The following is a 20165-nucleotide window of genomic DNA, read 5'->3' as shown; positions in this document are numbered from 1 at the left end:
CGCCGCACCGCCCCCAGGGCCCGGTCGTCCTTGACGTTCAGGCCGTCCACCACCACCTCCCCCTCCTGGAAGTCCTCCAGGCGGTTTATGCAGCGGATGAGGGTGCTCTTCCCCGAGCCCGAGGGGCCGATAATGACCAGCTTCTCCCCGGGGGCCACCTCCAGGTGGATCCCCTTGAGCACGTGCAGGGAACCAAACCACTTGTGCAGGTTCCGGATGCGGATGATGGGCTCCATCTCACCTCACTCCCAGGCCCAGGGCCCGCTCGAGGACCCGCCCCAAATAGGAGATACCGCCGCTCACCACCAGGTACACCAGGGCCAAGAACAGGTAGACCTCCCGCTCCAAGCCCACGTTTTGGGGGTTGGCCAGGACGGCCCTGGCCACCCCCATGAGGTCCAGGATGCCGATAAGGGCCACCAGGGAGGTGTCCTTGAAGAGGGCGATGTACTGGCCCACCAGGGCCGGGACCACCGCCCGCAGGGCCTGGGGAAGGATCACGAAGCGCAGGGTGTCCGAGGGGGATAGGCCCAGGCTCGCGGCCGCTTCCCACTGGCCCCTGGGGATCGCCTGCAGGCCCCCCCTCAGGTTTTCCGCCATGTAGGCAGCGGCGAAGAGGGTGAAGGCGGCCAAAGCCCGGACCACGTTGTCCAGCCGGACCTCCTGCGGCAGGAAGAGGGGAAGGGTGACGAAGGCCAGAAAGAGGAGGGAGATCAGGGGAACGCCGCGGACCCCTTCGATAAAGGCGATGGCCAAAAGGCGCACCGCGGGCAGCTGGCTCCGCCGCCCGAAGGCCAGGGCCACGGCCAAGGGGAAGGCCAGGAGCATGGCCAGGGTGGAGAGGAGGAAGGAGAGGAGGAGCCCGCCCCAGACCGTGGGGGGCCAGGGTAGGAACACCAAGGAGCCCACGAGGCCTAGGCCAAGGACCAAGCGGGGCCTGGGGATCCTTAGGACCTTGAGGCCACCCAACCACCCCAGAAGGGCCACGCCCACGGAGGCCACGAGAAGCGCCACCCGGGGAAGGGCCTCCCGGGGGAGCTGGCCCAGGAAAAAGTAGGGGAGGTTTTCGGCCACCACCCGCCACTCGGCCCCAAGCCCCCAGCGCAGGAGGGCCTGGCCCAGCCAGGCCAGCAGGGCCAGGAGGGATAGGCTCAAGAGGGCGTTGCCAGGGCTACCAAAAAGGGAGCGGAACGCCTTCACAACCGCCACCTCAGGGCTACCCGCTGGTTGTAGAGGTTCACCGCGGCGCTGATGCTGAGGCTGAGGGTGAGGTAGACCGCCATAACCAAGAGGATGGCTTCCAGGCTCCGACCTGACTGGTTCGCCACGGTGCTGTAAACGGAAAAGAGGTCGGGGTAGGCCACCGCCACGCCCAAGGAGCTGTTCTTGGCCAGGTTGAGGTACTGGTTGGCTAAGGGGGGAACGGCCACGCGCACGGCCTGGGGCAGGATCACCAGGCGGAACACCTCCGGCCCTCGCAACCCCAGGGCCAAGGCGGCCTCCCACTGCCCCTTGGGCACCGAGAGGATGGCGCCCCGGAACACCTCGGCGATAAAGGCGGCCGTGTAGATGACGAGGCCGAAGAGGAGGGCCGCATATTCCGGGGAGAGGGCGATGCCCCCCCGGGGCCCGAAGGCCTCCCGCACCGGCGGGGTGAGGGTAAGGGGGGGGCCCCAGAGGAGCCAGGTGATCCCCACGGCAAGGGCGAGGGCGGCCAGGGCCAGGGGAGGGCGCCGGCGGAGGGCCAGGGCCAGGGCAAGCCCGCCCCCTAGCCCCAGGGCCCCTAGGCCCAGCCCCACCTGGGGCAGGACGAGGCCCCGCTGGGAAAGGAGGGCCCCGCCAAGGGAGAGGGCCTGCTCCCACGGGGGGAGCTTAAGAAGAATGGCGAAGTACCAGACGAGGAGCTGGAGGAGAAGGGGAGTGTTGCGGACGAGTTCCACGTAGGCCAGGGCCAGGGCGCGGGCTAAGGGGTTGGCGGAAAGCCGCCCCGCCGCCACCAAGAGGCCCAGGAAGGTGGCCAAGGCGATGCCGAGCAGGGCTACCCGGAGGGTGTTGAAAAAGCCGGTCAGGAGGGCCTGCCAATAGGTATCCGAGGGAAAGAAGGGACGAAGCCCTTCCCCCGGCGCATACGTTACCCCCTCGCTCAGGCTGAACCCCGCCTCCTGGGTGAGGAAGGTGTAGCTGAAGGGGATGCCTTGGGCCGCCATCCGGTTCTTGGCGGTGTTCACCAGGAGGAAGAGGCCCCAGGCCACAAGGCCCAGGAGCAGGGCTTGCAGGAAGAGATCCCGTGGCCGGGGCATCAGAACTTACCGGAAGGGGGGGCTGTACATCAGGCCGCCGTAGCGCTGAAGGGCATTGAGGGTTCCAGCCCTGGGGATGTGGAAGGGGCTTTTCGGGCCAAAGAAGCGGTCGTAGATCTCGCCATAGTTCCCCACCGCCCGAATAACGCGCACGGTGAAGTCCCGGGGGAGGCCCAGGTCCTGACCCAAGGTGCCCTCGAGGCCCAAGAACCTCCGGATCTCCGGGACCTCGCTTTTGAGGAACTGGTCCATGTTTTTACTGGTGATGCCGAACTCCTCGGCCTGGATGGTGGCGTAAACGATCCAGGTGAGGGCATCCCTCCAGCGGGAGTCGTTCTCCCTGACCATTCCGGCAAGGGGTTCCTTGGAGAGGGTTTCCTTCAGGATGACCAGTTCCTCGGGGTTGGGCGCCGTGCCCCGATAACCCACGAGTTGCGACTTGTCGGCGGTGAAGGCGTCGCAACGCCCCTGAAGGAAGGCGTTCATGACCTTGGCTCCGTCCTCGAAGGTCAGGACCTTGGCGTTGCGCCACCGTTGGGCCCGGATGTAGTCGGTGATGTTCCGCTCGTTGGTGGTCCCCTGCGTGGTACAGAAGGTGGCGTCCTGGAGTTCCCGCAGGCTGTTGGCCCGGCCCTTCTTGACCATCACCCCTTGGCCGTCGTAGAAGGTCACCGGGAGAAAGTCCACGCCCAGGGCCCCATCCCGGTTGGCCGTGACGGTGGTGTTGCGAAAGGCCACGTCCACCTCGCCGTTTTGTACCGCTTGGAAGCGCACGCGAGCGTCCAGGGGCACGTAGTCCACGCGGTCGGGGTCGCCGAAGAGGGCGGCGGAAACGGCGCGGCAGAACTCCACGTCAAACCCCGTGTACTTCCCCGTTTTCTGGTCCAGGAAGCCGAAGCCGGGAAGGACCGCGTTGACCCCACAGACGAGGCGGCCCCGGTTCTTCACCACGTCCAAACGCGACTGCTGCGCCCAGGCCGGACCCAAGGCGGCGAGAAGACCTATGGCTATGCCCACGGTAAGGTTGCTGAGCCTCATCCTGCCTCCTTTGGCTTGGGAGTCTAGTGGTTGGTTTACCGCCTGTCAAGGACGCTGGGGACGAGGCCCGGTCGGCGGGCTTTTTCTGGGGCCCGGGGGGGCGGTTCGCCTTGACGGCCGCACCCCAGCGTGGTACGCTGCCCCTAAAGGCGTTAGGGGAATAACTACGATGGCGGACCAGGCGGAGGTGGCCCTCCAGGATTTGCAGGCCTTGGGCTTTAGCCCCTACGAGGCCCGGGTCTATTTGGCCCTCCTGCGGGGAGGAAGGGCGAAGGGCTACGAGGTGGCCAAAAGGAGCGGCGTGCCCCGCTCCATGGTCTACCAGGCCCTGGAGCGCCTGGTGGCCCGGGGGGCCGCCTACCGGGTGGAGGAAGGGGAAGGGGTTTTCTACGGGGCCGTGCCCCAGGAGGAGCTTCTCGCCCGCCTCGAGGCCGAGGCAAAGGAGCGCTTCGCCCGCGCCCGGGAAAGCCTCTCCCGCCTGGCTCCGGAAAGGCCCGTGGAGGCCATCTGGCGGGTGCGGGGCGCTCCGCGCGCCTTGGCCGAGGCCAAGGCGCTCGTGGACCAGGCGCAAAGGGCCCTGACCCTTTCCCTGTGGCAGAACCAACTGGATTCTCTCCAGGATGCCTTGAAGAGAGCCCGGGCCAGGGGCGTAGCCCTTCGCCTTGTCCTCTTCGGGGAGCGGGCGGACCCCGCCTTGGGGAAGGTCTATTACCACCACTTCGTGGACCCCAAGGTGGTGGAGGGACGGCTCAGGGCCCGGCTTTTCGTGGTGGTCCGGGACCACGAGGAGGCGGTGGTGGGCAACCTGACCGAAGGGGAGGCCTGGGCGGTCCGCACCCGGGACCCCGCCTTGGTCCTGGTGGCGGAGGAGTACGTGCGCCACGACGTGGTCCTGGCGGAGATGACCCTGGCCTACGGGGTGGACAAGCTTACCCGCCTCTGGACCTCGAGGGAGGACCTGCGGCGCATGGTGACGGGGGAGGAGGTGCATGGACCGGCTCGGGCTCTACCGGGTGATGTACCGGATACGGCGCTTTGAGGAACGGGTGGAAGGCCTGTTCCGGTCCGGCAAGATCCCGGGGTTCGTCCACCTGTACATCGGCCAGGAGGCGGTGGCGGCCGGGGTCTTGGCCCACTACCGGACCGGGGACTATCTGACGAGCACCCACCGGGGCCACGGCCACGCCCTGGCCGTAGGGGTGGACCCCAAGGGGATGATGGCGGAACTCTTCGGCCGGGCCACCGGGGTTTGCCGGGGGAAGGGGGGGAGCATGCACCTCTTTGACCCGGAAAAGGGGATGCTGGGGGCTAACGGCATCGTGGCCGGGGGCATTCCCATCGCCGTGGGGGCGGGGCTCGGCCTCCGGGTTCTGGAACGGGGAGGGGTGGTCTTCTGCTTTTTCGGGGATGGGGCCCTAGGGCGGGGGGTCCTCCACGAGGGGCTTAACCTGGCCGCCCTGTGGCGGCTACCCGTGTTCTTCGTCCTGGAGAACAACCGCTACGCCTCCACCACCGCCTTCGAGGAAAGCCACGCCTTCGGGGTGGAGGCCCTGGTGCGGGCCTACGGCATCCCCTACGCCCAGGCGGAGGGGAACGAGGTGGAGGAGGTCTACGCCCGGGCGGAGGCCCTCGTGGAGGGGGTCCGGCAGGGAAGGGGGCCTGCCTTCCTGGAGGTCCTTACCTACCGCTTCAAGGGCCACTATGTGGGCGACCCCGAGCGCTACCGGAGCCGGGAGGAGGTGGAGCGGGCGCGGGCGGCGGATCCCTTGGTCCTTTACCGGAAGCGGCTTTTGGACGCGGGCTACCCCGAGGCCACCCTCCGGGCCCTGGAGCAAGCGGAGGAAGCCCTTCTGGAAGAGGCCGTCCGCCACGCCGAGGAGAGCCCCTGGCCGGAGCCCAAGGAGGCCCTGGAGGACCTCTTCGCCGAGCCCGTGGGGGACTACCCCTGGGAGGAGAGGGTATGAGGGAGATCACCTTCGCGGAGGCCACCCGGGAGGCCATGGAGGAGGAGATGGCCCGGGACCCCCGGGTCTTCCTCATGGGGGAGGACATCGCCAAGCAAGGGGGGATCTTCGGCCAGTTCAAGGGCCTCCCCGAGCGTTTCGGCCGGGAAAGGGTGCGGGACACCCCCATCAGCGAGCCCACCCTGGTGGGGGCGGCCCTGGGGGCGGCCCTGGTGGGAGCGAGGCCGGTGCTGGACATCCACTTCGCCGATTTCCTCCTCCTCGCCATGGACGAGCTCGCCAACCAGGCGGCGAGCCTGCGCTACATGTCGGGGGGAAGGCTGAAGGCGCCCTTGGTCATCCGCGCCCCCGACGGGGCCATCCGCTCCGCGGGCGCGCACCATTCCAAGAGCCTCGAGGCCCTTTTCCTCCACCTCCCGGGGTTCAAGGTGGTGGCCCCCGCCACGCCCAAGGACGCCAAGGGGCTTCTCAAGAGCGCCATCCGCTCCGAGGACCCCGTCCTCTTCCTGGAGCACAAGGCCCTCTACCCCAAAAAGGGCCCGGTGCCCGAGGGGGAGGTGCTGACCCCTTTGGGCCGGGCGGAGGTGGTGCGGGAGGGCCGAGACCTCACCCTGGTGAGCTACAGCCTCACCCTGCACAAGGCCCTGGAGGCGGCGGAGCGCCTCGAGGCGGACGGGATCTCGGCGGAGGTGGTGGACCTCAAGACCCTCTACCCCCTGGACTGGGAAACCCTCCTGGCCTCGGCGGCCAAGACGGGGCGGGTGGTGGTGGCCCACGAGGCCTGGCGCTATCTGGGCCCGGGGGCCGAGATCGCCGCCACCTTGGAGGAAAGGCTCTGGGGAAGGCTCAAGGCCCCCGTGGCCCGGGTGGGGGCGGCCCACGTGCCCATCCCCTTCAGCCCCCCCTTGGAGCGGCGGGTGGTCCCCCAGGTGGAAGACATCCTCAAGGCGGCCAAGGAGGTGGTTCGGTGGCGTTGAAACCCGTTCTTATGCCCCAGCTCGGTCTCACCATGGAGGAGGGGACCTTCCAGGGTTTCCTCAAGGCCATCGGCGAGTCCTTCCGCAAGGGGGAACCCCTCTTCCAGGTAGAGAGCGACAAGGCCCTGGTGGAGGTGGAGGCCGAGGCGGATGGGGTCCTCAAGGAGGTGCTGGCGGAGGTAGGCAAGACCTACCCCGTGGGCGCGGTTTTGGGCTACTGCGAGGAGGTGGCAGGATGAAGCGGTGGTTAGTGGGAATCCTGGTGCTCTTGGGACTGGCTTTGGCGCAGTTTAAGGCCGAGTACAAGCTTTCCGTGGTGGTGGCCCCCAACACCCCTTGGGGTATGGGGGCTCAGCGCTTTGCCGACCTGGTCAGGGAGAAGACCGGGGGCAAGGTGAACATCAAGGTCTACTACTCCGGCCAGCTCTTCGCGGGGCAACAGACCAACGAGTTCCAGCTCCTGCGCACCGGGGTGGCCGACTTCGCCTTGGGTTCCACCATCAACTGGTCCCCCCAGGTGAAGGAACTGAACCTCTTCAACCTGCCCTTCTTCTTCCCCAGCTACAAGGAGCTGGACGCGGTGGAGGAGGGCCAGGCGGGTAAGGCCATCTTCCAGCGCCTCCGCCAGCTCGGGGTGGAGCCCCTGGCCTGGGGGGAGAACGGGTACCGCCAGCTCACCAACAGCAAGCGGCCCGTCCGCACCCCGGAGGACCTGGCCGGGCTGAAGATCCGGGTGGTGGGGGCCCCCATCTTCATCGACACCTTCCGGGCGCTAGGGGCCAACCCCACCTCCATGAACTGGGCCGAGGTCCTCACCGCCTTACAACAGGGGGTGATCGATGGCCAGGAGAACCCCATCGTGGGGGTGATCATCCCCTACAAGCTCTGGGAGCTTGGGCAACGCCACCTCACCCTGTGGAACTACGTGATCGACCCGGTGATCTTCGCGGCCAGCGGCATCACCTGGCGTACCTTCCCCCCGGAGGTGCAGAAGGCCGTGCAGGAAGCCGCTTTGGAGGCGGCCCGCTACCAAAAGGCCTTGGCCCGGGCGGGAATGGATGACGGGAGCGCCCTCCGGTACCTGGGCGCCCTGGGGGTCAAGGTGGAGATCCCGGACCCCATCGCCCACCTCAAGGCCCAAGGGGTCCAGGTGACGGTTCTCTCGCCCTTGGAGATCGGCCGCTTCCGCGACCGGGTCTCGGGGGTGGTGCAGCGCTGGATGGGCGAGATCGGAGGGACCCTGGTGGTCCAGGCGGAGGCGGACAAGAGGCGGGCCCGGTGATGCTCAGGCGCCTCGAGGAGTCCCTGCTTGCCCTCCTCCTGGGGGGGATGGTGACCCTGGCCTTTCTCAACGTCCTCACCCGCTACCTCTTCCGTTACCCCCTGGCCTTCACCGAGGAGCTTTTGGTCAACGGCTTCGTCTGGGCCACCCTCCTTGGCATCGCCATCGGGCTCAGGGAGGGGGCGGAGGGGGCCCACATCCGCTTTATGGCCCTCACGGAGTTTCTCCCCACCCCTTGGCGGCGGGGTTTCGTGGCCCTGGGGTTTGGGGTCTTCGCCCTTCTTTTTCTGGCCCTGGGCGCCCTGGCCTGGCGCCAGGCCTTAGACGACCTGGCCCTGGGGGCGGTTTCGCCCGCTTTGGGCGTTCCCAATGCCTTCTACACCCTGCCCACGCCCTTCCTGGCCCTCTGGGTCGCGGTGCGGGCCCTAGAGGGGGTGGTGCGGAGCCTTAGGGGGAGTGCGGCGGCATGAACCTTGGGGAAGTGCTTCTCGGCCTCTTCCTGGCCCTTCTCCTCCTTCGGGTGCCGGTGGCGGCGGCCTTGGGCGCCGCGGCCGTGGCGGTCATCGCCCTGGGAGGGCTTGGCCTTCAGGTGGTCTCCTTCAACTTTCAGGCGGGCATCGCCAAGTTCCCCCTCTTGGCCATCCCCTTCTTCATCCTGGCGGGGGTGGTCATGGACCGGGCGGGCATCGCCGAGAGGATCGTCCGGCTCCTCCTGGCCCTGGTAGGGGGATGGCGGCCGGGAGCCGCCTTGGCCACGGTCCTGGCGGGGATGCTCTGGGGCGCCATCTCCGGCTCCGGGCCCGCCACGGTGGCGGCCCTGGGAGGGATCCTGATTCCCATGATGATCCGCCAGGGCTACGCCCCGGGCTTCGCCGCCGGGCTCATGGCCGCTTCGGCGGAACTCTCCATCATCATTCCCCCTTCCATCGCCCTCATCGTCTACGCCACCTTGGCCAGCACCTCGGTGGCCCAGCAGTTCTGGGCGGGCATCCTGCCCGGGGTGCTCGTGGGGGGGCTTCTGGCCTTGGCGGCGGTTCTGGTGGTCCGCGCCCGGGGGTGGGGGAGGGGAGAGGCGGTGCCCGGATCCCGGTGGCGGCTTTTGGCCGAGGCCTTTCCCGGGCTCCTCACCCCCGTGATCATCCTGGGCGGGATCTACGGGGGGGTGTTCACCCCCACGGAGGCGGCGGCGGTGGGGGTCTTTTGGGGGCTTCTGGTGGGGATGCTCTTCTACCGGAGCCTCCGCCTTGTGGAGCTAAGGGGCCTCTTGGTGGAGGCGGGGGTTTCCAGCGCCGTAGTCATGGCCATCGTGGCCTGGGCCGGCCTCTTCGCCTGGGCCGCGGATACCGTGGGCCTGGTGGGCCGGGCCACCGAGCACCTCCTTGGCCTGGGGAGCAACCCCTTGATCCTCATGGGCCTCCTCAACCTCCTCTGGCTCGTCATGGGCATGCTCCTGGATGCGGTGAGCATCTACTACCTCACCCTGCCCGTCCTCCTTCCCGTGATGGCCCACATGGGCTGGGATCCGGTCTGGATGGGCATCGTCATGACGGTGAACATGGCCATAGGCCAGATCACGCCCCCCGTGGCGGTCAACCTCTTCGTGAGCGCCCGCGTGAGCGGTCTGCCCATTGAGCAGATCTGGCGGGAGATCTGGCCCTTTGTTCTGGCCTCGGTGCTGGGCCTTGGCCTTTTGGCCTACTGGCCCTACCTCACCGGGGGATGGGGCCGGTAGGTGCTTAGGCTTCTCCCCTTCGCCTTAGGCTACGCCTACTCCTACCTCCTGCGCTCAGCGGGGGCTCCTCTGGCGGCGCCCATGGCCCAGGACCTGGGCCTTTCCTCGGGCGCCTTGGGCGTGCTCAATGCCCTCTTTTTCCTGGCCTTCGCCGGTGCCCAGGTGCCCATGGGCTACCTCTTGGAACGCTGGGGGCCCTCCCGGACCCTGGGGGCCCTGCTGGCCCTGGCGGCCTTGGGGTGCGGCCTGGTGGCGGCCGCCCCGGGCCTGGGCCTCCTCGCCCTAGGCCGTTTGGCCATGGGGGCGGGCGTGGCCCTGGCCCTGGTGGGGGCCCTGCGGGCTTACCAGCTCCTCGCCCCGGGGCGGCTGGGGTTCCTGAGCGGCCTCACCGTGGCCCTGGGGGGGCTTGGGGGGCTCCTTTCCACCTGGCCCTTGGTGCGGCTTGGGGAGGCGTGGGGCTGGCGGGGGGTCTATGGGGCCCTGGGGCTCTTGGCCCTGGGCCTGGCCCTTTGGGTCCGGGGGATTCCCACCGGGGGGAGGCCGCGGGGGGCGGGTGGGGGAAGGGGTTTGGCCCCGGGGGCCTTCCTCCCCCTGGCCTTGGTCTCCGGGGTGTACGTTGGGGGGTTCTTCGCCCTGCAGAGCTTTTGGGTAGGGGCCTATGCCTACGCCCAAGGGCTTGCCGGGGACGAGGTGGGGGGGCTTCTCGCCCTCCTCAACCTGGCCTCCGTGCTGGGGGCCTTCGCCAGCGGAGGGCTCGCGGCGGCCTGGGGTACGGGCAGAGCTTTGGCGGTGGGGGTGGGGGTTTTCGCCCTCGGCCTCCTCGCCTGGGGGATGCGGGCGGACCTCGCCCTGGCCTACGCCCTCCTGGGGCTTGGGGGTGGGTTCAACGGGTTGGTGCTGGCCCATACGGCGGGCCTATTCCGGGAGGCCTCGAGCCGGGCCATGGCCTGGGTTAACCTCGTGGGGGTCTTGGGCATCTTTTCCCTCCAGGCGGGGATGGGGCTCGTGGTGGAAGCCCTGGGTTACGGGGCGGCCCTCCTCGGCCTGGGCCTCCTGCAAGTGCTGGCCTTGGCCGTCCTTTGGCGGGCGGCCTCGAGGCCCCTCCCCTAGGTTTCCCCTCTGGAGAGCCTGGGGAGGGAACGTTTGGAAGCGGTGCGGGCCTCCTGGGCCACGCCCTTCCAGGCCTGGGTGCGGGTGCTCCTCCCCGACCTCGGCATCCTGGCGGGGAGCGCCATGCTGTGCGCGGCGTGCCCACCGCCCATGTGGCCAAAGGCCGTGCCCCCGGCGGGCTACTCCTCCGTGCGGTCCCGGTACTGAAGCCGGGCCAGGCGGTGGGGGAAGGAGAGGTAGGCGGCGTAGGCGGTGCCCTCGCGGGCCACCCGGTCGGAGGCCCAGGCCTCGTAGCGGATGGCCAGGCGCTCCATGGCCTTCCGGAAGCCCTCGAGGGCCTGAAGCAAGCTCAGGGCCCGCTCACTTTCCCCCAAGGGGTGGGCCTGGAGCCTTAGGGCGAGCTCCTTGGCCTCTTCCGCCAGGGCCTGGGCCTCGGCGGCGGAGGCGGCTTCGCGCTCAAGAAGCCTCCCCGCCTCGGCGAGGAGGGCCTCGAGCTCCACCTCCCGCCAGGCCTCGCTTCCCTCGGGGGCGGGCTCGGGAAGAGAAGCCGGGGCCTCGCCCGGTCCTGCAGGAGGAGCGTCCCCTGCCGCCAGCCCGCGTGGAGGGCGGTTGTGCCCGAGGCCTCGAGGGCCTCCACGTAGGCCCGGGCCGCCTCCCGGTCCAAGCCCCCCACCTCCACCTCGTGGTTGTAGGCCACCACCCCTACCCGTCCCTGGGCGGGGAGGGCCTCGAGAGTCCGACGGAAAGGAGTTCCGGGTCTGGGCACTTGAGGAAGGGCGCTTTAAAAAGGGGAAACGGCCCCCTGGAGGGCCGCGCGTCCTGCACCGGGCTATCGGGAACCCAGGCCCAGCCCGGTGGGTTTGCTTCCATGGTAGCCTCCCGTGAGGCGGAGCGCAAGATGGGCTCGGTTCCTTCCAAGTGCGAGACGGCTCAGGCCGTGGTGGCCTTGGCTCTCGCTACCTGGCCTGGGTTTGAGCGGCAACGAACAAGCCTAAAATAAGGGCGTGGACTTGCCCGCTGAGCTGGAAAAGGCCTTGGAGCGCTTCAAGAAGGCCTACGGCCCGGGATGGGAGAAAAGGCTTATGCGCCTTATGGAAGAGGAGGTGAGCCGCAAGAAGGCCAAAAGAGCGCTTTCAGCTTTCCTCGCCGAGGCGAGCGGCCGGGCCATGTTGAGCGAAGAGGAGATCTTCCGCAGGCTTGAAGGTCGTTCTTGACGCCAGCGTGTTGGTGGCCGCCCTCCTCTACCGTATCCTCCAGTGCCGTTGGTCCATCCCCACGGGCGTGGGGACTACACGGGAGGCGGCCTGGGCCCTCCGGGTAGCCTCGGTCCATCCCCACGGGCGTGGGGACTATGGCATTGTAGAGGACGTAGAAGACCCCCTGGGCGGTCCATCCCCACGGGCGTGGGGACTACTGCGTATGTGAGCCAGAACGTGGTGAGCGTCAGCGGTCCATCCCCACGGGCGTGGGGACTACGAGGGTCCGGCAGGAAGCCGCTAAGCGCCGTCGGTCCATCCCCACGGGCGTGGGGACTACGCTAGGGTTGCCCTTCGCAACGGTTTGATTGCGGTCCATCCCCACGGGCGTGGGGACTACGAGCTGTACGCCACGGAGCGCGTCGTCCAGACCGGTCCATCCCCACGGGCGTGGGGACTACGGTTTTGCGCAAAGCCTCCATGGAGGCGGAGGCGGTCCATCCCCACGGGCGTGGGGACTACGCGGTTGAGCTGGATTTGGGCCCCGGCATAGCCGGTCCATCCCCACGGGCGTGGGGACTACTTCTCGTAGAGGAAGGCCACGGTCTGAGCCACGGTCCATCCCCACGGGCGTGGGGACTACGACGGCGGGGGGGTGCGGTACCAGGGCGGTACCGGTCCATCCCCACGGGCGTGGGGACTACGCCTCAGTATTAAGCCACGTGACGGGCTGCGTCGGTCCATCCCCACGGGCGTGGGGACTACGTGAAGGGGCAGGGGCCCCGGCCGGGAAATCTCGGTCCATCCCCACGGGCGTGGGGACTACGTTTCTACTGACATCGTTCCAAAGATGCTGACCGGTCCATCCCCACGGGCGTGGGGACTACGCGGCGCAAGCGCCAGCGCAGGGCATCCAGGAACGGTCCATCCCCACGGGCGTGGGGACTACCTTTACATCCGTGATGGTATGGGGGTGGTTATAGGTCCATCCCCACGGGCGTGGGGACTACGACGTTCATGCCGTCCTCCTGCCAATGATGCGCGGTCCATCCCCACGGGCGTGGGGACTACGTGGTGGTCGTGGACTTGAGAGGGGCAAACTACGGTCCATCCCCACGGGCGTGGGGACTACGGCGAGGCGATGGCCGAAGGCATAGCCGAGGGCGGTCCATCCCCACGGGCGTGGGGACTACTCCGTGGCCTCCTGAGCAAGTGGGAGCCCCATCGGTCCATCCCCACGGGCGTGGGGACTACGTCAACGCCGACATCTCTCGGGGGAGCGTCTCCGGTCCATCCCCACGGGCGTGGGGACTACGGCCACCCGGAGACCTCCACCCACCGTGCGGGCGGTCCATCCCCACGGGCGTGGGGACTACGGCGTTGCAGGGGCAGTTTTCCGGCGGCACTTACCGGTCCATCCCCACGGGCGTGGGGACTACACATGACCAGGACGGCAAAAACATCCGCTTACCCCCCTTTATGTGTCTATTTGGGAGGATTTGCGGATTTTGCTGTCAAGTTCCCCAGCGCCTGGAATGGAGGGTGAAAAGGCCAAAGGGGGCGCTTGCCCTAGTATAGCATGGTCAAAAGCCACGCCCTCACCAAAAGGGCTTGCTTAGACTGAACACATGGGACAAGAAGCCAAAAGCACCCGCCTCCTGGAGATGGCCGAGACCTTAAAGCTCAGGCCCATGCGGGTGGGGGAGCTCGCCCGCCGCTTCGGTGTGAGCGAGCGCACGGTGGAGCGGGACCTGGAGGCCCTTCTCGGGCTTGGCTTCCCCGTGGAGCGCTTGGCCCGTGGGCTCTACCGCATCGCCGACCGCCCCCCTTCCCTCCACCCGGTGGAGGCCCTGGCCCTCTTCGCCGCGGGGAGGCTCCTCTACCACCAGGCCCCCACGCGCCAGTACCGCATGGCCCTGGACAAGCTGGCCCGCATGCTTCCTGAGCCCTTGCGGGGCCTCCTCCTCCGGAGCGCCCAGGGCCTCGAGGAGCGCCAGGGGGAAAGCCGCACCCTGGAGATGGTGGCCCGGGCCCTCTTGGAGCGGCGGGTGCTCGCCTTTGAGTACCGTTCCGGAGGCTCCAAGAACTGGCGGCCCAAGGAGCTTCTCGTCTACTTCCTCGAGGCCAACCGGGCCAACCTGGGCTTCTACGCCATCGGCTACGAGCGCACCTACCACCGGACCGTCCTCACCTTCAAGCTCTCCCGCATGCGCCACGCCCGCCTCTTGGACGAGCCCTACGAGATCCCCCAGGACTTTGACCCCAACGCCTACCTGCGCCAGGCCTGGGGGGTGGTGGGGGTGCGGGAGGGGGGGGTGGAGGTGCGCCTCCGCTTCGCTCCGGAAGCGGCCTGGCGGGTCCTCGAGGGGGACTACCCCGGCCTCCAAATCGTGGAGGAGCTTTCCGATGGAAGCGTCCTCGCCCGCCTCGAGGCCGCCCCCTTCAAGGGCGGGGTGCCCTGGGAGGTCCTGGCCTGGGTGCAGAGCTTCGGCCCCCGGGTGGAGGTGCTAAGCCCCCCGGAGCTCAGGCGCCTCTGGCTGGAGGAGGCGAGGCAGGTGCTGGACCTTTACGGAACCCGACAGGAGGTGTCGGGAACCTTGTCTAGGGTGAGCGTATGAGCGTTAGGGAAGCGGCCCTCGCCCTCTGGGCCAAAAGCGGGGACCCCTTCCACCCCCTCCTCGCCCACATGCTGGACGCGGCGGCGGTGGCGCGGGCCATTCTCCTCAGGGAACCCCCTAGGACCCGCGCCCTCTACGCCCGGGACTGGGGCCTTCCCGAGGAGGAGGCCTTGGCCTGGGTGGCCTGCCTCGTGGGCCTCCACGACCTGGGCAAGGCGAGCCCCGTCTTCCAGGCGGCCTGGGAGGAGGGAAGGAAGCGGGTCCAGGAGGCGGGCCTCCCTTTCGGGAAGATCCTGGACTGGGTGGCCCACGGGGTCCTCACGGAGCTTTTCCTGAAGAGGCTCCTCAAGGAGAAGGGCCTCCCCGAGCGGGCGGCGAACGACCTCGCGGCCGCCCTCGGGGCTCACCACGGCTTCCCGGCGGATGCCGAGGAGAAAAAGGTAGCCCGGCGCCACCTCAAGGCGGAGGATTCCCTTTGGCAGGAGGCCCGGAGGTGGCTCGTGGAGGAGCTTTTCCGGCGGCTGAAAACTCCTTTGCCCCCTCTGGAAGGAAACGGCGAGGCGCGGCCCGAGGCCGTCCTCCGGGTCATGGCCCTGGCCTCCTTCGCCGACTGGGTGGCCTCGGACCCGGAGTTCTTCCCCTACGGCCGCGACCCCCGCCGGGAAGACTACCTGGAGGAGGCCCAGGGGCTCGCCCAAAGGGCCCTGGACCGCCTGGGCTGGCCCGCCTTCGTCCCGGCCCAGAGGCAGGGCTTCCAGGAGCTTTTCCCCCACATCCCGAGGCCCAACGCCCTGCAGGAGCGCCTCCCGGCCCTCCTGGAAGGGGCGGTTGCTTCCCCGTCAGGGGAACACCTTGCGGGCCCGGCCCTCCTCCTGGTGGAGGCCCCCATGGGCATGGGCAAGACGGAGGCCGCCCTCTACGCCCACCACCTCCTCCAGGCGGGGCTCGGCCACCGGGGGCTCTACGTAGCCCTCCCCACCCAGGCCACGGCGAACGGCCTCTTCCCCCGGGTAAAGAGCTTCTTGGAGCGCCTGGCCGGGGGAAGCCCCCTGGAGCTTCAGCTCCAGCACGGCGCCGCCCTCCTCAACCCCCTCTACGCCGAGCTTCGGGAGAAGGCGGCGCCCCGCCAGGTGGGAGAGGAAGGGGAGGAAGGGGGCGCGGGGGCCTCGGCGTGGTTCTCCGCCCGCAAGCGGGCCATGCTGGCCCCCCACGGGGTGGGGACCCTGGACCAGGCCCTCCTCGGGGTCCTAAGGGTCAAGCACCACTTCGTCCGGCTCTGGGGCCTCATGAACCGGGTGGTGGTGCTGGACGAGGTCCACGCCTACGACGTCTACACCTCGGGCCTCCTCCAGGTCCTCCTCCGCTGGCTTAGGGCGCTCGGCTCCAGCACCATCGTGATGACCGCCACCCTCCCCCCATCGCGCCGGAGGGCCCTCCTCGAGGCCTGGGCGGGGGAGGAGGTGGGGGGAAAGGACCTCGGTCCCTACCCCCGGGTGGTCCTGGTGGGGGAGGGGGTGGAGGCCACTTCCCTGCCCCCGGCCCGGGAGGTCGAGGTGGGCCTCGAGGTCCTGCGGAAGGTGGAGGTGGAGCCGCTCGCCGGGAGGCTTCGGGAAGGCCTTCCCGGGGTGGTGGGGGCCATCGTGAACACCGTGGACCGGGCCCAGGCCCTCTACCGGGCCCTGGGGGATGGGAGGCCGCTCACCCTCGGGGAGCTCGCCCTACGCTTGGGGGAGGACCAGGGGAGCGAGGCCTGGAGGGAGGTTTTGCAGGCCCTTCCCGAGCGGAGAGACGAGGTGGTGGGGAAGGTCCTGGCGGACGGCACCCTGGTCTTCCTCCTCCACGCCCGCTTCCCCGCCGAGGAGCGGGCCCTCAGGGAAGGGGTGGTCCTCGCCCTCTTCGGCAAGGGGGGGCCGCGGCCCGAGAGGGCCATCCTGGTGGCCACCCAGGTGGCGGAGCAGAGCCTGGACCTGGACTTTGACCTCCTCTACACGGACCTCGCCCCCATAGACCTCCTCTTCCAGCGCTCCGGGAGGCTCCACCGCCACGAGCGGCCTAGGCCCGGGAAGCACGCCCGCCCGCGGCTCCTTTTGGGCGTGCCCAGGGACCTGGACTTCGGGAAGCCCCTCTACTGGGACGAAGTCTACGAGGACTACGTCCTGCTCGCCACCTGGCGGGCGCTTTCGGGGCGGGACCGCCTCCGCGTGCCCGGGGACCTCGAGGCCCTCCTGGAGGAAGTCTACGAAGGGGAGGACCCCGAAAGGTTCCCCGAGGGTCTGCGGGAGCGGGCGAGACGGAGCCTAAAGAACCTTCAAGAGCGGCAGGGCCGGGAGGCGGACACCGCTAGGAGGCTTTCCCTAAGCGAGCTGGGCCGCCTTCTCGCCTACTGGGATGAAGGCGCTTTGGTGGCCCAGGAGCGCCTCGAGGACGACGAGGAGAAGCCGGAAACCCAGCGCCTCCTCACCCGCCTGGGGGACCCCAGCGTGGCCGCCGTGCCCCTTTTCCGGGTGGGGGAGGGGCTTTTCCTGGACCGGGAGGGGCGGCATAGGGTGCTCCTCAAGGGGGAGGTCTCCCGGGAGGAGGTCGAGGCCCTCTTCCGGCGGGCGGTGCGCCTTTCCCGCTTTCCCGTGCCCCAGGACCTCTTGAAGGAGGAGCCCCCCGCCCCCTGGCGCAAGAGCGGCCTCCTCCGGGGTCTCCGCCCCTTGGAGGTGGGGCGGGTCTTCTCCTCGGGGAAAGGGGCCTTCCGGGTGGAGCTGGACCCGGAGCTTGGGGTGGTCTACGTCCCGGTCTGATTCCGTCAGCGGATGTCAGGATCCGAGCTTAGCCTGGTAGAGGAGGTGAAACCTTGGGTCACGTGCAAGCGTACCTTGGGACCAAGTTCAACCTGGTGGAGGAACCCTGGATCCCCGTCCTGAGGGAGGGGCAGGTGGTGGAGGTAGGCTTGCGGGAAGCCCTCTTGGGGGCCGGGGACATAGCCCGCATAGAGACCCCTTCCCCCCTGGAGGAGGCTGCCCTCCACCGCCTCCTCCTGGCGGTGCTCCACCGGGCCCTCATGGGTCCCCGCCGCCCGGAGGACGCCCTGGGCTGGTGGCGGGAGGGGCGCTTTCCCCAAAAGCCCATAGAAGACTATCTCAACCGCTACCGGGACCGCTTCTTCCTCTTCCACCCCGAGGCCCCCTTCCTCCAGGTGGCGGACCTCCCCGAGGAGAACCCCCTCCCCTGGAGCAAGCTCCTCCCCGAGCTGGCGAGCGGCAACAACCCCACCCTCTTTGACCACACCACGGAGGAGAACCTCCCCAAGGCCACCTACGCCCAGGCCGCCCGGGCGCTTCTCGTGCACCAGGCCTTCGCCCCCGGGGGGCTCCTCCGCCGCCACGGGGTGGGCTCGGCCAAGGACGCCCCCCTCGCCCGCCCTGCCCTCTTTCTCCCCACCGGGCGGAACCTGCTGGAAACCCTCCTCCTGAACCTCGTGCCGTATAGCCCGGAAGAGGATGCCCCCATCTGGGAGGTCCCGCCCTTGAGGTTTGGGGACCTCGAGGGCGGCAAGACCGGGTGGCCCCTCTCGGGCCGGACCCGGGTCTACACCTGGCCTGCCCGGGGGGTGCGCCTCCTGGACGAGGGGGACGGGGTGCGCCTCATGGGCTACGGCCCCGGGGTGGAGCCCTTAGAGGCCCCGCACCGCGACCCCATGGTGGCCCAGCGCCTGGACGCCAAAGGCCACCTCCTTGCCCTCAGACTTTCCCAGGAGCGGAGCTTCTGGCGCGACTTCTCCGCCATGCTCCCAAGGCAAGGGGGCAAGGTGGCCGCCACCCTCGAGCACGCGGAAAACCTCCAGGGGGAGCTGGAGGAGGAGGGCGAGGAGGTCCGGTTCGCCTTGAGGGTGCTCGGCCAGGTCTCGGACCAGGCCAAGATCCTGGACGTGCGCCGGGAGGTCTACCCCTTGCCCTCCGGGCTCCTCACCCTTAGGGCGGAGGTGAACCTGGAGAAGGCCCTGAAGGAGGCCGAGGCGCTGGGACAGGGCCTAGGGCGCCTCGCCCTCCAGGTGGCCCGGGCGGTGGTGGGGGAGCGGGACCGCAAGGAGCTTGCGGACTTTGCCAGCTCCCTCCCCCTGGAGCGCCTCTACTGGCACGCCCTGGACGGGGCTTTCCCCGGGTTTCTCGCCCGGGTGGGGGAGGAGGCTTCCCTGGACCTCTGGCGGGAGGCCCTGAGGGGGGCGGCCCTGGAGGCCTGGGGGGCCACCCGGCGCTTCCTGGGCACGGGGGCGCGGCACCTGAAGGCCCTGGCCGAGGGGGAGCGGCGTCTCTGGAGTCTACTTGGCGAGCTCGGTAAGGAGGTGCGGACGTGAGCCAAGGAGAGCGGTTTCTGGACTGGCTAGAGCGCCTTCAAGGCCAGAAGGCCTGGACGGCGGCGCGGGCGGCCCTCAGGCGGAGCCTGGCCTTTCCCCCGGGGGCGTACCCCAAGGCCATGCCCTACGTGGAGCCCTTCGTGGCCGAGGGGGGCTGGAGGCGCGAGGCCCATTATCTGGTGGCGGCCCTCTACGCCCTGAAGGACGGGGACCACCGGGCGGGCCGCACACTTGCCCGGGCCCTCCGGGAGAAGGCCCAGGACTCGGCCAGCGTGGAGAAGCGTTTTCTGGCTCTTTTGGAGGTGGACCGAGACCAGGTCGCCTTCCGCCTGCGCCAGGCGGCGGCCCTGGTGGAAGGAGGGATAGACTTCGCCCGGCTTCTGGAGGACCTCCTGGGCTGGTTTTCCCCGGAGCGGTACGTCCAGGCCCGCTGGGCGAGGGAGTTCTACGGCGCCGAGGCTTCGGAAGAGGAGAAGAAGGAGGTGGAGGCATGAAGCTTCTGGAAGTGCACATCCTGCAGACCGTGGCCCCGAGCAATCTGAACCGGGACGACACGGGAAGCCCCAAGGACGCCCTCTTCGGGGGCTTTAGGCGGGCCAGGATCTCCAGCCAGGCCCAGAAGCGGGCGGTGCGGGTGGCCTTTAGGGACTGGCTCCTCCTCTCCGAGGAGGAACGGGCGGTGCGGACGAAGCGGCTTGTGGAGGAGCTTCTCCGTAGGCTTGCGGGTGTGGAGGAGGAGCTCGCCCGCCGGGCCATAGAGAACGCCCTGAACGCCTTGGGTTTTGGGGTGAAGGAGGGGCGGACGGAGTACCTCCTCTTCCTGGGCCACCGCGAGCTTGACGCCCTGGCCCAGGGCATCCGAGAGAACCTCGAGGCCCTCTCGGGGGAGGTGAAGGGGAAGAAGAAGGCGGAGGTCTCCCCGGAGCTGAAAAAGGCCCTGGAGGCGGTCCTGGACGGGGGAAAGGCCGTGGACCTGGCCCTCTTCGGCCGGATGCTCGCCGACCGGCCCGAGCTCGGGGTGGACGCGGCGGCCCAGGTGGCCCATGCCCTCAGCACCCACAAGGTGGACCGGGAGTTTGACTTCTACACCGCCGTGGACGACCTCAACCCCAAGGAGGACACGGGGGCGGGGATGATGGGGGACGTGGAGTTCTACTCCGCCACCCTCTACCGTTACGCGGTGGTGGACCTGGAGAAGCTCGTGGAGAACCTTCAGGGGGACAAGGAGCTCGCCCTCAAGGGGGTCCTGGCCTTCCTCGAGGCCTTCGCCCTCACCCTGCCCTCGGGCAAGCAGAACAGCTTCGCCGCCCACAACCCACCCCTCTTCGTGGCCTTCCGGGCGGGGGAGGGGATGCCCCGGAACCTGGCCACGGCCTTTGAGGCCCCCCTTCGGCCTAAGGAGGAGGTCCCCCTCTCCCGGCTTTCCGCCGAGGCCCTCCTTAAGGAGTGGGCCCGGTTTGACCGGGTCTACGGGCCCCTAGAGCCCGAGTGGAAGGGCGTTTTGGACCTCACCGGGGCGGAGGGGGACGGCTTTCCCAGGCTGGAGGACCTGAAGGCCCTCAAGGAGAAGGCGGCGGAGGCCGTGAAGGTCCTTCTGGGGGTGTAG

General features: G+C 69.0%; 20 protein-coding genes and 1 CRISPR repeat array. Of the genes, 15 read left to right on the top strand and 5 right to left on the bottom strand.

The window, feature by feature from the left end; genetic code table 11:
- The 4 genes from ACYQ0J_RS05310 to ACYQ0J_RS05295 form a co-directional block, all read right to left on the bottom strand.
- Positions 1–236, bottom strand: a 236-nt coding sequence (locus ACYQ0J_RS05310) for an ATP-binding cassette domain-containing protein (RefSeq protein ID WP_460171141.1), incomplete at its 3' end; no start/stop codon positions are given.
- A gap of 1 nt (position 237) precedes the next feature.
- The gene (locus tag ACYQ0J_RS05305) at positions 238–1200 is read right to left on the bottom strand and encodes an amino acid ABC transporter permease (protein ID WP_460171140.1); all 963 of its coding nucleotides are present in this window, start codon (positions 1198–1200) and stop codon (positions 238–240) included.
- The gene (locus ACYQ0J_RS05300) at positions 1197–2300 is read right to left on the bottom strand and encodes an amino acid ABC transporter permease (protein WP_460171139.1); all 1104 of its coding nucleotides are present in this window, start codon (positions 2298–2300) and stop codon (positions 1197–1199) included. Before ACYQ0J_RS05300 ends, ACYQ0J_RS05305 begins: the two co-directional genes overlap by 4 nt.
- A 6-nt stretch (positions 2301–2306) precedes the next feature.
- Positions 2307–3338, bottom strand: coding sequence for an amino acid ABC transporter substrate-binding protein (locus tag ACYQ0J_RS05295; RefSeq protein ID WP_460171138.1), 1032 nt, complete (start codon positions 3336–3338; stop codon positions 2307–2309).
- Positions 3339–3507: 169 nt separating this feature from the next.
- Here ACYQ0J_RS05295 and ACYQ0J_RS05290 point away from each other — a divergent pair, with 169 nt between their 5' ends.
- Genes ACYQ0J_RS05290 through ACYQ0J_RS05250 form a run of 9 tightly spaced genes read left to right on the top strand, consistent with a single transcriptional unit; the run spans position 3508 to position 10610 of the window.
- The gene (locus ACYQ0J_RS05290) at positions 3508–4377 is read left to right on the top strand and encodes a TrmB family transcriptional regulator (RefSeq protein WP_460171137.1); all 870 of its coding nucleotides are present in this window, start codon (positions 3508–3510) and stop codon (positions 4375–4377) included.
- Entirely contained in the window at positions 4328–5302 is a 975-nt protein-coding gene (locus tag ACYQ0J_RS05285; RefSeq protein WP_353300998.1) for a thiamine pyrophosphate-dependent dehydrogenase E1 component subunit alpha, read from the top strand. Before ACYQ0J_RS05290 ends, ACYQ0J_RS05285 begins: the two co-directional genes overlap by 50 nt.
- The gene (locus tag ACYQ0J_RS05280) at positions 5299–6279 is read left to right on the top strand and encodes an alpha-ketoacid dehydrogenase subunit beta (protein ID WP_460171136.1); all 981 of its coding nucleotides are present in this window, start codon (positions 5299–5301) and stop codon (positions 6277–6279) included. The genes ACYQ0J_RS05285 and ACYQ0J_RS05280 overlap by 4 nt, the downstream gene beginning before the upstream one ends.
- An 11-nt stretch (positions 6280–6290) precedes the next feature.
- Positions 6291–6518 (top strand): lipoyl domain-containing protein, encoded by a 228-nt coding sequence (locus ACYQ0J_RS05275; RefSeq protein WP_460171135.1) that lies wholly within the window; start codon positions 6291–6293, stop codon positions 6516–6518.
- Positions 6515–7561, top strand: coding sequence for a DctP family TRAP transporter solute-binding subunit (locus ACYQ0J_RS05270; protein WP_460171134.1), 1047 nt, complete (start codon positions 6515–6517; stop codon positions 7559–7561). Before ACYQ0J_RS05275 ends, ACYQ0J_RS05270 begins: the two co-directional genes overlap by 4 nt.
- Entirely contained in the window at positions 7561–8031 is a 471-nt protein-coding gene (locus ACYQ0J_RS05265; RefSeq protein ID WP_460171133.1) for a TRAP transporter small permease, read from the top strand. Before ACYQ0J_RS05270 ends, ACYQ0J_RS05265 begins: the two co-directional genes overlap by 1 nt.
- The gene (locus tag ACYQ0J_RS05260) at positions 8028–9293 is read left to right on the top strand and encodes a TRAP transporter large permease (RefSeq protein WP_460171132.1); all 1266 of its coding nucleotides are present in this window, start codon (positions 8028–8030) and stop codon (positions 9291–9293) included. Before ACYQ0J_RS05265 ends, ACYQ0J_RS05260 begins: the two co-directional genes overlap by 4 nt.
- Positions 9294–10403 carry an MFS transporter gene (locus ACYQ0J_RS05255; protein WP_353301004.1) on the top strand — a complete coding sequence of 370 codons (1110 nt, stop codon included), beginning with the start codon at positions 9294–9296 and terminating at the stop codon, positions 10401–10403.
- A gap of 33 nt (positions 10404–10436) precedes the next feature.
- Positions 10437–10610: a hypothetical protein gene (locus ACYQ0J_RS05250; RefSeq protein WP_353301005.1), complete on the top strand. Its 174-nt coding sequence runs from the start codon at positions 10437–10439 to the stop codon at positions 10608–10610.
- Here ACYQ0J_RS05250 and ACYQ0J_RS05245 read toward each other — a convergent pair.
- Positions 10583–10903, bottom strand: a complete 321-nt coding sequence (locus ACYQ0J_RS05245) for a hypothetical protein (protein WP_460171131.1) — start codon at positions 10901–10903, stop codon at positions 10583–10585. The genes ACYQ0J_RS05250 and ACYQ0J_RS05245 overlap by 28 nt on opposite strands.
- 504 nt (positions 10904–11407) lie before the next feature.
- On the opposite strand from ACYQ0J_RS05245, the gene ACYQ0J_RS05240 reads away from it, so the two are divergent.
- From ACYQ0J_RS05240 to cas7e, 6 genes are all read left to right on the top strand, one after another.
- Positions 11408–11617, top strand: a complete 210-nt coding sequence (locus ACYQ0J_RS05240; protein WP_460171130.1) for a hypothetical protein — start codon at positions 11408–11410, stop codon at positions 11615–11617.
- A 49-nt stretch (positions 11618–11666) separates the two neighbouring features.
- Positions 11667–13039: a CRISPR direct-repeat array (repeat unit 30 nt; unit sequence CGGTCCATCCCCACGGGCGTGGGGACTACG).
- A gap of 188 nt (positions 13040–13227) precedes the next feature.
- Entirely contained in the window at positions 13228–14217 is a 990-nt protein-coding gene (locus ACYQ0J_RS05235; RefSeq protein ID WP_460171129.1) for a helix-turn-helix transcriptional regulator, read from the top strand.
- The gene (locus ACYQ0J_RS05230) at positions 14214–17006 is read left to right on the top strand and encodes a CRISPR-associated endonuclease Cas3'' (protein WP_460171128.1); all 2793 of its coding nucleotides are present in this window, start codon (positions 14214–14216) and stop codon (positions 17004–17006) included. The genes ACYQ0J_RS05235 and ACYQ0J_RS05230 overlap by 4 nt, the downstream gene beginning before the upstream one ends.
- Positions 17007–17068: 62 nt before the next feature.
- Positions 17069–18559, top strand: coding sequence for a type I-E CRISPR-associated protein Cse1/CasA (casA, locus tag ACYQ0J_RS05225; RefSeq protein WP_460171127.1), 1491 nt, complete (start codon positions 17069–17071; stop codon positions 18557–18559).
- Positions 18556–19053: a type I-E CRISPR-associated protein Cse2/CasB gene (casB, locus tag ACYQ0J_RS05220; RefSeq protein ID WP_460171126.1), complete on the top strand. Its 498-nt coding sequence runs from the start codon at positions 18556–18558 to the stop codon at positions 19051–19053. Before casA ends, casB begins: the two co-directional genes overlap by 4 nt.
- Positions 19050–20165, top strand: a complete 1116-nt coding sequence (cas7e, locus tag ACYQ0J_RS05215) for a type I-E CRISPR-associated protein Cas7/Cse4/CasC (RefSeq protein WP_460171125.1) — start codon at positions 19050–19052, stop codon at positions 20163–20165. Before casB ends, cas7e begins: the two co-directional genes overlap by 4 nt.

This window comes from Thermus sp. FJN-A (genome assembly GCF_054655095.1).
The sequence above is the reverse complement of the archived record's forward strand: the minus strand, read 5'-3'. Positions and strand labels throughout refer to the sequence as shown.

What these genes read in the sequence shown, in the direction of transcription:
- ACYQ0J_RS05270 (WP_460171134.1), top strand. Translation starts at nt 6,515, where the DNA reads ATGAAGCGGTGGTTAGTGGGAATCCTGGTGCTCTTGGGACTGGCTTTG.
- ACYQ0J_RS05285 (WP_353300998.1), top strand. Translation starts at nt 4,328, where the DNA reads ATGGACCGGCTCGGGCTCTACCGGGTGATGTACCGGATACGGCGCTTT.
- ACYQ0J_RS05280 (WP_460171136.1), top strand. Translation starts at nt 5,299, where the DNA reads ATGAGGGAGATCACCTTCGCGGAGGCCACCCGGGAGGCCATGGAGGAG.
- ACYQ0J_RS05265 (WP_460171133.1), top strand. Translation starts at nt 7,561, where the DNA reads ATGCTCAGGCGCCTCGAGGAGTCCCTGCTTGCCCTCCTCCTGGGGGGG.
- ACYQ0J_RS05260 (WP_460171132.1), top strand. Translation starts at nt 8,028, where the DNA reads ATGAACCTTGGGGAAGTGCTTCTCGGCCTCTTCCTGGCCCTTCTCCTC.
- ACYQ0J_RS05290 (WP_460171137.1), top strand. Translation starts at nt 3,508, where the DNA reads ATGGCGGACCAGGCGGAGGTGGCCCTCCAGGATTTGCAGGCCTTGGGC.
- cas7e (WP_460171125.1), top strand. Translation starts at nt 19,050, where the DNA reads ATGAAGCTTCTGGAAGTGCACATCCTGCAGACCGTGGCCCCGAGCAAT.
- ACYQ0J_RS05295 (WP_460171138.1), bottom strand. Translation starts at nt 3,338, where the DNA reads ATGAGGCTCAGCAACCTTACCGTGGGCATAGCCATAGGTCTTCTCGCC.
- ACYQ0J_RS05275 (WP_460171135.1), top strand. Translation starts at nt 6,291, where the DNA reads ATGCCCCAGCTCGGTCTCACCATGGAGGAGGGGACCTTCCAGGGTTTC.
- ACYQ0J_RS05300 (WP_460171139.1), bottom strand. Translation starts at nt 2,300, where the DNA reads ATGCCCCGGCCACGGGATCTCTTCCTGCAAGCCCTGCTCCTGGGCCTT.
- ACYQ0J_RS05235 (WP_460171129.1), top strand. Translation starts at nt 13,228, where the DNA reads ATGGGACAAGAAGCCAAAAGCACCCGCCTCCTGGAGATGGCCGAGACC.
- ACYQ0J_RS05230 (WP_460171128.1), top strand. Translation starts at nt 14,214, where the DNA reads ATGAGCGTTAGGGAAGCGGCCCTCGCCCTCTGGGCCAAAAGCGGGGAC.